Here is an 11,600-nt window from a genome sequence, read left to right on the forward strand (position 1 = left end):
CAAGCCATGGCCGTGAGCCACGGAGCCAAGCGCACGCCGGAATGGCGCGAAATGCTGAAGCGCAGCCTGATCCGCAGCGGCGCGCTGATCGGCGCGATCGCGCTGATGCTGGCGACCCTGTTCCTGGCGCTGGCCCTGCTCAGCTACGCGCCCAGCGATCCATCCATGAACACGGTGGCGGGCGATCATGTCCGCAACATCATGCAATGGCCCGGCGCATGGGTCGCCGATTTCCTGCTCTGGCTGCTCGGCGTTCCGGCCGCGCTCGTCCTGCCGCTGATGGCGATCACGGCGCGCCGTCTGTGGGGCGATCAGGACATGAGCGGGTGGAAGGCGCAGTTCGGCAAATGCCTGATCGGCATCGTCCTCGTCGGTCTGGCGCTGGCCCTGTTCCAGCCCGATCCGCTGGTGGGGCTGCCCGCCGGCTGGGGGGGCGTCATCGCGCTGGTCTTCGCGCGGGGGATCATGAGCCTGACGGCGCAGGCCGCCGCCTTGCAGGGCTGGATCGTCGGCGTCCTCGTCGCGTTGACGCTGATCGCGGGCCTGTTCGTCTGGTATCGCAGCCTGGCGCTCGAAAAGCCGATCTTCACCTTGCGCCGCCCCACCCTTCCGCGTCTCGGCCTGCCGCGTCCGGCCCTTGCGCTGGCCGGTGGAGGACGGATGGCCGAAGAGGATGCGGAGGAAGGCGCCGAGCGCGTGATCGCGCCGCGCAAGACCGTCTCCAACGAACCCAAGCCGCCGATCACCATCCAGTCGCCCAAGCCCGCGCCTGCGCAGCGCGCGATGGCGCCGGTCTCGCAGGACGACCTGTTCGGCAATGGCTCGCTGCCTTCGCCCGACCTGCTCAATCCCATCCCCTCCAGCCAGGGGCAGAAGATCGACAAGGCCGCGCTGGAACGCAATGCCCGGCTGCTGGAGTCGGTGCTCGACGACTTCCATGTGAAGGGCAACATCGTCGAAGTGCGGCCCGGCCCGGTCGTCACGATGTACGAACTGGAGCCCGCGCCCGGCATCAAGGCAAGCCGCGTGATCGCGCTGGCCGACGACATCGCGCGCAACATGTCGGCGCTCTCGGCGCGCGTGGCGACGATTCCGGGGCGCACCGTCATCGGCATCGAACTGCCCAACGCCAACCGGGAAGGCGTGTCCTTCCGTGAGCTCATCACCTCCGAACAATTCGGGCAGGAAGCGACGCTGCCGATCATCCTGGGCAAGAATATCTCCGGCGAGCCGATCATCGCCGACCTGGCGCCCATGCCCCACCTGCTGATCGCGGGCACCACCGGGTCGGGCAAGTCGGTGGGCCTCAACGCCATGATCCTGTCGCTGCTCTACCGCATGACGCCCGATCAGTTGCGGCTCATCATGATCGACCCCAAGATGCTGGAACTGTCGACCTATGACGACATTCCGCACCTCCTCTCGCCGGTCGTCACCGAACCGGCCAAGGCGATCCGGGCGCTCAAATGGGCGGTGGAGCAGATGGAGGACCGCTATCGGATGATGGCGTCCATCTCCGTCCGCAACCTCGCCAATTACAATGAGAAGGTGCGCGCCGCCAAGGCGAAGGGCAAGCCGCTCGGCCGCCGCGTCCAGACGGGCTACGATCCGGAAACCGGCAAGCCGATCTATGAGGAGGAGCAGCTCGATTTCCAGCCGCTGCCGCAGATCGTGGTGGTGGTGGACGAGCTGGCCGACCTCATGATGACGGCGGGCAAGGAAGTCGAATTCCTGATCCAGCGCCTCGCGCAAAAGGCGCGCGCGGCCGGCATCCACCTGATCCTCGCGACGCAGCGCCCCTCGGTCGACGTCATCACCGGCGTCATCAAGGCGAACCTGCCGACCCGCATCAGCTTCTTCGTGACCAGCAAGATCGACAGCCGCACCATCCTGGGCGAGCAAGGCGCGGAGCAGCTTCTGGGCAAGGGCGACATGCTCTACATGCACGGCGGCAAGGGCTTGATGCGCGTCCATGGCCCCTTCGTGTCGGATGACGAGGTGCGCGTGGTCGCCGACCATTGGCGCGCGCAGGGCCAGCCCGATTATATCTCCGCCGTCACCGAGGAGCCGGAGGAAGGCAGCTTCGCGCTCGATGGCGTCGATCTGGGCGACGACAGCCCGGATGCGCAGCTTTTCCGCAAGGCGTGCCAACTGGTGTTCGAGAATCAGAAGGCCTCGACAAGCTGGCTGCAACGCCAGTTGCGCGTCGGCTACAACAGCGCCGCGCGCCTCATCGAACGCATGGAGGAGGAAGGGCTGGTCGGTCCGCCCAACCATGTGGGCCGTCGCGAAGTGTTGCGGGACGAAAATGGCAATCCGCTTTGACCAAGCCGGCGCATGCCGCCGGACCATTTGCCAACATATTATTCCTTGGAAATCAATCGCCTGGTTCCCATCATTGCAAAATCTGCAATCGTATCTTCTCCTTTCGCAGTTGCGAGATTTTCGTGGATCGGCCAACAAGGACCTGCCTTTCAGGCATCCTCTCCTAAAACTTTTCCAGGCTGATCTTCGGATCAGCCTTTTTTTTGTCCGCGATAGCCTCTAGACACGGGTTCGCTGCTGCCGCGCCGATAAGATAATTGGAGCGGAGCCGCCGGACAGACCGGCATGGCGAGGCGGGAGCATGGGGGATCGAGCTTCGTGCAACGAACGGCTCTCCCCCATTCGGCTTTCCTGCACGATGGTCGGAACGCGCGGGTTCACGGCGGGTTCAAGCCGCACTTCCTATTCTTGAAATGCTGAACAACTGGAGAAGACTGCATGAAGCGGGTGATCACGCCCCTGGCCCTGGCTCTTTCCGCCGCTCCGCTGGCCCTGCCGGCGGGGCCGGTCGCGGCGCAGCAACAGAGCCCGTCCGACCTTTCGCAGGTCAATGCCTATATTCGCGGGGTCACGACCATGACCGCGGATTTTTCCCAGACCGATCGCAACGGCCAGACGCTGACCGGACAATTGACGATCAAGCAGCCGGGCAAGATCCGTTTCCAGTATCAGAAGGGCGTGCCGCTGCTCATCGTGGGCGACGGCAAGGCGCTCACCATGATCGATTATGAGGTGCGGCAGGTGCAGCGCTGGCCCATCGGCAATTCGCCCTTGGGCGCGCTGATCGATCCGTCCAAGGATCTGTCGAAATATGGCAAGGTGATCCAGACCGGCGATCCCAATGTCCTGTCCGTGCAGGCGCGCGATCCCAAGCGGCCGGAATATGGCACCATCACCATGATCTTCAATCGCGATCCTTCCGGTCCGGCGGGCTTGCAGCTTTACGGCTGGGTCGCGCTCGATTCGCAGAACAACCGCACGGCGGTGCGGCTCACCAACGTCCGTTACGGCGTGCCGGTGGCCGATTCCGCGTTCAAATGGACGGACCCGAGGCCCAAAGGTCGCGCGCCCGGCGGGTGAACCGGGCGGAGCCTGCGATGGGCGGAAAACTTTTCCGAACCGTTCATCTGCGGCTCATATGAAGGGCGCTAACAAGGACTCCACGGCGGGAGACGAAGTCCGGGATTTCCCCCCTGTTACCCGGAACAGCCTCCCGTCGCAAAGCGCTTCAAGGGCGCGATCGAGACCCCCGTTCCATGCCCCCGGAGCGGGGGTCTTCCTTTGGGGATAGTCCGCTATTCCATCCATGCGGGACTGCGAGACGCGATTTTCTGCGCTCCGGTGCTCAAAAATCACGTTTCTCGGCGCCACCTGAGCGAAATATCGTGCCGCCCCAGCCTTGGACCATGCCCTTGCACGGGGCGCTGGAGAGTCTTAGGGGATCGGCATGCCGCAAACTCTCAGCATCGCTTCCTGGAACATCAACAGCGTCCGCGCCCGGCTCGACATCGTCGAGCGTTTCCTGACCGAAGAGGCGCCCGACATATTGTGCCTTCAGGAAACCAAGGTGGTGAACGACATCTTTCCGACGGGCCTGTTCCGGAAACTGGGCTATGATCATCAGGTGCTGAACGGCCAGCGCATGCATCATGGGGTGGCGATCCTGTCGAAGGTGCCGATCCGCGAGGACGACCGCCTAGACTGGCAGGCCAATGGCGAGGCGCGCCATGTCGGCGTGCGGCTGGACAACGGGGTACGGATCGAAAATGTCTATGTGCCCGCCGGAGGCGACGTGCCGGACCGGACGGTCAATCCCAAATTCGGGCAGAAGCTGGACTTCCTGGAGCGGATGATCGACTGGTCGAGCGCGCTCGACGACAAGCCCACCATCCTGACCGGCGATTTCAACATCGCGCCGATGGAATGCGACGTGTGGAGCCACAGGCAGCTTCTGAACGTCGTCAGCCACACGCCTGTCGAGTGCGAGATCCTAGCCCGGTTGCAGGCGTCGAACGATTGGGTGGACATCGGGCGGAAATTCTTCCCCGCGCCCCAGCGGCTCTACACTTGGTGGAGCTATCGCGCGCGGGACTGGGCGGCATCGGATCGCGGGCGGCGGCTCGACCATATGTGGATGACGGCCGATGTCGCGGAAAAAGCGGTCGCCCATCGCGTCATGGAGCCGATCCGGGGATGGCTGCGGCCTTCGGACCATATTCCCATCATCACCGAATTCGCCTTCTGATGGGCGCGCGCGACGCGGCACGGGCGATCGATGCCCTGCGGCGCGGCTGGGCCGTGACGATCCGGGCGGACGATGGCGCGCTGCGCCTGATGGCGGTCGAGGGTGCGGATGCGGTGACGCTCAAGGATTTCGATCCGGCGGGAAAGGCCGACATGCTGATTTCGGCGGCCCGGGCGCAGACGCTGAAACTCGCCAACCAGATCGCGGCCGCCGATCCCGACATGCCGGTGCGGATCGGGCGCGCGCCGTGGATCGATGGCGATGTCGCCATGGCGATCGCCGATCCGGTGCGCGATCTCGCCTCGCCGCTCAAGGGACCGTTCGTGGCGGCCGCGCTGGGCGCGCCGGAGGCGGCGAAAGCGGCGCTGCGCCTCGCGCGGCTGGCGGGTATCCTGCCCGCCTATTTCGTGACCGCCGAAGGGCAGGGCGGCGTCGAAGCGGAGGTGACGGGCGAGGACATCGCCGCCTATGACGATGCCGCGCACCTCGCTGTCGCCACGCGCGCGCGGCTGCCGGTGGCGGCGGCGGAAAGCGCCGAGATCGTCGCTTTCCGCAGTCCCGACGAGCCGCGCGAGCATGTCGCGCTGATCGTGGGGGAGCGCAACGAGAAGCCCCCGGTCATCCGCCTGCATAGCGAATGCCTGACAGGGGACGTTCTGGGCAGCCTCAAATGCGATTGCGGGCCGCAGCTGCATCAGGCGCTGCACCAGATCGCCGACGCGCAATGGGGCGTGCTGCTCTATCTGCGGCAGGAAGGGCGGGGCATCGGTCTCGTCAACAAGCTGCGCGCCTATGCTTTGCAGGATCAGGGTTTCGACACGGTGGACGCCAATGTCCGGCTGGGCTTCGCCATCGACGCGCGCGATTTTTCGGTCGCGGCGCGGATGCTGGACCTGCTCGGCATCGGATCGGTGCGGCTGCTCACCAATAATCCCGCCAAGGTCGCGGGACTGGAAGCGGCGGGCATAAAGGTCGTGGAGCGCCTGCCCATCATCCTGCCCGCCAATCCGCACAATGAACGCTATCTGGCGACCAAGCGGGACCGTACGGGCCATCAGCTATGACCCTGATCCGCGTCGACAGCGCGGCGCGCCGCCTGCGGTTCGACGGGATGGAGATGGATTGCGAGATCGGGCGCGGCGGCGTCTGCCCGGCTGTGGACAAGAGGGAAGGCGATGGCTGCACGCCGCTCGGCCGCTGGCCGCTCCGGGCGGTGCTGTTGCGGCCCGGGCGAGCCGATCCGTCCGGCGTGAAGCTGCCATGGCGCTGGGTGCGCGAGGGGGACGGCTGGTCCGACGACGCCGCCGATCCGGCCTATAACCGCCCCGTCCGCCTGCCCCGTCCCCATTCGGCGGAAAGCCTGTGGCGAAGCGACGACGCCTATGACGTGGTCGTCGTCCTTGGCCATAATGACGCGCCGCCCGTGCCAGGCGCGGGCAGCGCGATCTTCTTCCACCTGTATGAAGGCCGGCCCACGGCGGGGTGCATCGCGGTGGCGCGCGCGGACATGCTGCGCCTGTTGCCGCTGCTCCATCCCGGCGACGCCATGGAGATCGCCTGACGGTTCAGGCGCGTTCCAGCGTCTTGCCGATCTCGCCCGCCGCCGCTTCCGCCAGACGGCGCTCCAGCGTTTGCAGGCGCGACTTGCTCTCGATCTTTCCGCCCAGCAGGTCCGTGACGTAGAAGGTGTCCACCGCCCGCTCGCCATAGGTGGCGACATGGGCGCTGTGCACCGTCACCTTCGACTGGAACAGCGCGTTGGCGAGACTGAACAGCAGCGCCGGACGGTCCCGCGCGTTGATCTCGATCACGGTGAAGCGGTTCGACGCCTTGTTGTCGATCAGCACATTGGGCACGATCTCGAAGGCGTCGGCCCGCATCCGGGGCAAAGGCCGCGCGGCCAGCTTGGTGATGAGGCGGTGGCGGTTGGCGAGCGAATCCTCGATCGCGCGCCTGATCCGTTCCAGCTGGTCGGGGCTGTGGAATGCGCCGCCCAGCGGATCCTGCACCAGGAAATTGTCGATGGCCACGCCGTCGCGCATGGTGTGGATGCGCGCGTCGATGATGTTGCCGCCCGCCAGATGGATCGCGCCCGCGACGCGGTAGAACAAGCCCGGATGATCCGTCGCATAGACCGTCACCAGCGTCGCGCCGCGCTGCGGATAATATTGCGCCGCGATGGAAAGCGGCGCGTCGCCCGCCTGCAGGATATGCTCGGCATTGTGGATCAATATGTCGAGTGGTTCGGCGATCCAGTAGGATTCGGGCAGCCGCTTCTTCAGCGCCTCGAAATCCCCGTCCGGCAGGTCGAGCGCGCTCTGCAAGGCTTCCTGCTTCGCCAGCACGCGCTCGCTGCGCCCCTTCCGCTTGTGGCCCAGGCGCAGCACTTCCTCCGCCGATTCATAAAGATCGCCCAGCAACTGCCGTTTCCAGCTGTTCCAGACCCCCGGCCCCACCGCGCGGATGTCCACCACCGTCAGGCAGAGGAGCAGCTTCAGCCGTTCCGGGCTCTGCACGATCTCAACGAAATCGAGGATGGTCTTGTAATCGGCCAGGTCGCGCTTGAAGGCGGTGGCCGACATCAGCAGATGATAGCGCACCAGCCAGGACACGGTTTCCGTCTCCGCCGCCGTGAGGCCGAGGCGCGGGCAAAGTTCCAGCGCGATCTCCGCGCCCAGCACGCTATGATCGCCGCCGCGCCCCTTGGCGATGTCATGCAGCAGCACCGCGACATAAAGCGTCCGGCGCGAAATCAGCTTCGCCATCAGGTCGGTGGAACGCGGATGGTCGTCTTTCAACTCGCCCTTTTCGATGCGGGACAAAAGGCCGATGGCGCGGATGGTATGCTCGTCGACCGTGTAGTGATGATACATGTCGAACTGCATCTGCGCGACGACGCGGCCGAAATCGGGAATGAAGCGGCCGAAAACCGAGGATTCGTTCATCCAGCGCAGCACCGTTTCCGGGTCGCGCGGCGATGTCAGCACGTCGAGGAAGGCGGCATTGGCGCGCGGATCGTTGCGCACCGCCGCGTTGATCAGCACTGCGTCGCGGCTGGCGGCGCGGATCGCGCTGGGATGGATGGAAAGCCCGTTGCGGTCGGCCAGCGCGAAGATTTCGAGCAGGCGTACAGGGTCCTGCTGAAAGAAATCGTCACTGGGAAGGGCGATCCTGCCGCGCTCCAGCACGAACCCGTCCAGCTTCTTGGGACGGCGGAAGAAAGACGGGATATAGCGCCGCCCCCTGGGCGCCATCTGGTCGTCCAGATGCGCGAGGAACACCGCCGTCAGATCGCCCACCGTCTTGGCGTTCAGGAAATAATAGCGCATGAAGCGCTCGACGCCGGAAAGGCCGGGCCGTCCGGTGAAGTGCATCCGCGTCGCGGTTTCCAGTTGCAGGTCGAAGGTCAGCCGATCCTCCGCCCGCCCCGTGATCATGTGCAGATGGCAGCGCACGGCCCAGAGGAAATCCTCTGCCTTCTGGAACTGGCGCAATTCGCTTTGCGTCAGCAGGCCGGCATCGACCAGATCGGCGACGGACCGCACCCGGTTCACATATTTGCCGATCCAGAACAGCGTGTGCAGGTCGCGCAGCCCGCCCTTGCCTTCCTTCACATTGGGCTCGACGACATAGCGGCTGTCGCCCATGCGCTTGTGCCGCTCCTCGCGTTCGGCGAGTTTTTCGGTGACGAAGGCGCGGGCATTGCCCTGCATCACCTCCGCGTCGAACCGCTTGGCGGTTTCCTCGTACAGCGCGCGGTCGCCCCAGATATAGCGCGATTCCAGCAGCGCGGTACGGACAGTCAGGTCGGACTTCGCCATGCGCATGGTTTCGTCGATGGAGCGGCTGCTATGCCCGACCTTCAGCCCCAGATCCCAAAGCGAATAGAGCATGGATTCGATGACCTGCTCGGTCCAGCCGGTCGGCTTCCATGGGGTGACGAAGGCGATGTCGACATCGCTATGCGGCGCCATCTCGCCCCGGCCATAGCCGCCCACCGCGACCAGCGCGATGCGCTCGCCTGTGCTGCGATTGCTGGCCGGATAGAGATAATGGGTGGTGGAATCGTAGAGCAGCCGCAGGATCTGGTCGATCAGGAAGGCGAAGGCGGTGACAGCCTCGCGCCCGCGCGTCGGCCTGGCCTCCAGCCTGCGCGCCACTTCCTCCCGTCCCTTTTCCAGCGCGTCCTTGAGTTCGCGGACGATTTCCCCGCGCGATCGCATCGTATCGCCCCGGTGCGCCTGCGCCAGAAGCGTGATGCGGTCGGAAATGGCCCGCCGGTCGATAATGGCCCGGCGCGATCCGAGGGCAGGAAATTGCATCACCATCGGTTATTATCTAGTCCCCGTCCCGTACCGCCGCCAGTTGTTTCAGCCGATATATGTGGTCAAGCGCCTCGCGCGGTGAAAGCGCGTCCGCGTCGATGGCGTCGATGGCTTCGCGCAGAGGGTCGGCGGCGGCTTCCTCCTGCGCGGCTGCAGCGGCGAAAAGGGGAAGGTCGTCGAGCCCCGCGGCGATGCCGCCGGTCTTGGCCTTGCCGGCTTCAAGACGGGCCAGCACGTCCTTCGCCCGCTTGAGCACGGCCGGGGGCAGGCCCGCAAGACGCGCGACCGCAAGGCCATAGCTGCGATCCGCCGGGCCCTCGGCAACTTCGTGGAGCAGGACGAGGTCGCCTTTCCACTCCCGCGCGCGGACATTGTGGAGCGAAAGCGACGGCAGCGTCTCGGCCAGTCGCGTCAACTCATGATAATGGGTGGCGAACAGGCATCGGCATCGGTTGACCTCATGCACGGCCTCCACCACCGCCCAGGCAAGCGCAAGGCCGTCATAGGTGGAGGTGCCGCGCCCCACTTCATCGAGGATGACGAAGCTGTGCTGCGTCGCCTGCGCAAGGATGGCGGCGGTCTCCACCATCTCCACCATGAAGGTGGATCGGCCGCGCGCCAGATTGTCCGACGCGCCGACGCGGCTGAACAGGCGGTCGACCAGGCTGAGCGTGGCCGATTGCGCGGGCACGAAGGCGCCCGCCTGCGCCAATATGACGATCAGCGCATTCTGCCGCAGGAAGGTCGATTTACCGCCCATGTTCGGGCCGGTGACGAGCCACAGCCGGTCGCCTTCATGGAGGCGGCAGTCGTTGGCGACGAAGGGCTGTCCTTCGCGGCGCAGCGCGTCCTCCACCACAGGATGCCGCCCGCCGATGATGTCGAGGCACGGCCCCGCGCCGTCCCCGGCCACGAAATGCGGGCGCTGCCAGCCGCCTTCCGCCGCGCGCTCGGCCAGCGCCGCCGCCACGTCCAGCCGGGCGAGCGCGTCGGCGGCGCGGGCGATGTCGGCCTTGCGCGCCAGCACGGCGGCCATCAGTTCCTCCAGATGTGCGGCTTCGGCGACCAGCGCATGGGCGCCCGCCTGCGCGACGCGGCCCGCTTCCTCATGCAGGTCGATGGAATTGAATCGCACTGCCCCGGCCAGCGTCTGCCGGTGGGTGAAGCCGCTGTCCGGCTGCATCAGCGCGTCGGCGGCGCGGGCCGGCACTTCGACATGATAGCCCAGCACGCCATTATGCCGGATCATGAGTGAGGCGATGCCGGTCTGTTCCCGATATTTCGCTTCCAGCGCGGCGATGGCGCGCCGCCCGTCGCCCGCCATGCGGCGCAGATCGTCCAGCGCGGGATCGTAGCCATCGACGATATAGCCGCCATTGGCCGTCTCGGTCGGCGGGCTGGGGACCAGCGCGCGGGACAGGGCATCGACCAGTGCGCCATGGCCGTCGAGCGCGGGGAGCAATTGCGCCAGCAGCATCGGCTGATCGGCCAGCCGCCCCAGCCGTTCCCGCAGCAGCCTCGCTTCGCCAAGGCCGTCGCGAAGCTGTCCCAGATCGCGCGGGCTTCCCCGCCCCACCGCGATGCGGCCCAAGGCGCGCCCGATGTCCGGCAAGGCCCGTAGCGCCGCCCGCAACTGGTCGCGCAAGGTGCCATCATCGTGGAAAAGCTGGACGAGACCCAGGCGCGCCTCGATCACGCCCTGATCCATCAGCGGCGCGGCGAGGTCCTGCGCGAGCAGGCGCGCGCCCGCGCCCGTCACCGTCCGGTCCACCGCGCCCAGCAGGCTGCCGGCCCGCGCGCCCGCCATGGTGGCGATGATCTCCAGGCTCTCCCGCGTGGCGGCGTCGATGGCGACATGCGCCCCGCGCGCCTTGCGCAGCGGCGGCGCGAGGAAGGGCAGCCTGCCCTTGCCCGCATGGTCGAGATAGCCGATCAGGCCGCCCATCGCCGCCAGTTCGGTCCGGTCGAACTGGCCGAAGCCGTCGAGCGTGGCGACCCCGAACAGGCGTTTCAGCGCCGCTTCCGCCCGGCTGCTGGAAAAGGCGGAGCGGTCGAAGACATGGGCGTCGGGCAGGTCGATCGCCATGCCTTCTGGCACGACCGTCTCGCTGGGCCGCAGGCGGGCGAGTTCGGCGGGCAGGTCGGCGGCGCGCAGCGTCATCGTCTCGAACCGGCCGGTGGAAATGTCGGCGGCGGCAAGGCCGATCTCGTCCGATCCTTCTCCCCCCACGCTGGCCAGCGCCGCCAGCATATTGTCGCGCCGCGCGTCGAGCAGCGTCTCCTCGGTCAGCGTGCCCGCCGTGACGTAGCGTACGATGGCCCGCGCCACGAGCGCCTTGCCGCCGCGCGCCTTCGCCTCCGCCGGGGTTTCCGTCTGCTCGGCGATGGCGACGCGATGCCCCGCCTTGATGAGCCGCGCCAGATAGCTTTCCGCGCTGTGCACCGGCACGCCGCACATCGGGATCGGCGCGCCGTCATGCTCGCCCCGGCTGGTGAGCGCGATATCCAGCGTCGCCGCCGCCGCCTTCGCATCGTCGAAGAACAGTTCGAAGAAATCGCCCATGCGGTAAAAGAGCAGGCAATCCTGCGCCTCCGCCTTGAGCGCAAGATATTGCGCCATCATCGGCGTGGGCTGGGACGTGTTGTTATCCTTCGATGCGCGCATGATTTGCGGATAGCGGCAACGGGCCGCACAGGAAAGAGCG

At 66.4% G+C, this 11,600-nt stretch carries 7 protein-coding genes; 5 read left to right on the plus strand and 2 right to left on the minus strand.

Annotation, left to right across the window (positions count from 1 at the left end):
• Nucleotides 1-6 precede the first annotated feature (6 nt).
• The 5 genes from SCLO_RS12550 to SCLO_RS12570 all read left to right on the plus strand — a co-directional run bounded on the left by SCLO_RS12550 (nt 7) and on the right by SCLO_RS12570 (nt 6,131).
• The gene (locus tag SCLO_RS12550; protein WP_066517108.1) at nt 7-2,325 is read left to right on the plus strand and encodes an FtsK/SpoIIIE family DNA translocase; all 2,319 of its coding nucleotides are present in this window, start codon (nt 7-9) and stop codon (nt 2,323-2,325) included.
• A 438-nt stretch (nt 2,326-2,763) separates the two neighbouring features.
• Nucleotides 2,764-3,405: a LolA family protein gene (locus SCLO_RS12555; RefSeq protein WP_066517107.1), complete on the plus strand. Its 642-nt coding sequence runs from the start codon at nt 2,764-2,766 to the stop codon at nt 3,403-3,405.
• A gap of 367 nt (nt 3,406-3,772) precedes the next feature.
• Nucleotides 3,773-4,570 (plus strand): exodeoxyribonuclease III, encoded by a 798-nt coding sequence (locus tag SCLO_RS12560; RefSeq protein ID WP_066517106.1) that lies wholly within the window; start codon nt 3,773-3,775, stop codon nt 4,568-4,570.
• Nucleotides 4,570-5,634, plus strand: a complete 1,065-nt coding sequence (ribA, locus tag SCLO_RS12565) for a GTP cyclohydrolase II (protein WP_066517104.1) — start codon at nt 4,570-4,572, stop codon at nt 5,632-5,634. Before SCLO_RS12560 ends, ribA begins: the two co-directional genes overlap by 1 nt.
• The gene (locus SCLO_RS12570) at nt 5,631-6,131 is read left to right on the plus strand and encodes a L,D-transpeptidase family protein (protein ID WP_066517102.1); all 501 of its coding nucleotides are present in this window, start codon (nt 5,631-5,633) and stop codon (nt 6,129-6,131) included. Before ribA ends, SCLO_RS12570 begins: the two co-directional genes overlap by 4 nt.
• A gap of 4 nt (nt 6,132-6,135) precedes the next feature.
• On the opposite strand, the gene SCLO_RS12575 is transcribed toward SCLO_RS12570, so the two are convergent.
• Together SCLO_RS12575 and mutS are read right to left on the minus strand one after the other, a co-directional pair.
• Complete coding sequence (locus SCLO_RS12575; protein ID WP_066517101.1) at nt 6,136-8,898, minus strand: [protein-PII] uridylyltransferase; 2,763 nt, start codon at nt 8,896-8,898, stop codon at nt 6,136-6,138.
• 10 nt (nt 8,899-8,908) lie between these two features.
• Entirely contained in the window at nt 8,909-11,560 is a 2,652-nt protein-coding gene (mutS, locus tag SCLO_RS12580) for a DNA mismatch repair protein MutS (protein ID WP_066517213.1), read from the minus strand.
• Nucleotides 11,561-11,600: the final 40 nt, after the last annotated feature.

The sequence above is a fragment of the Sphingobium cloacae genome (assembly GCF_002355855.1).
Lineage (GTDB): Bacteria > Pseudomonadota > Alphaproteobacteria > Sphingomonadales > Sphingomonadaceae > Sphingobium > Sphingobium cloacae.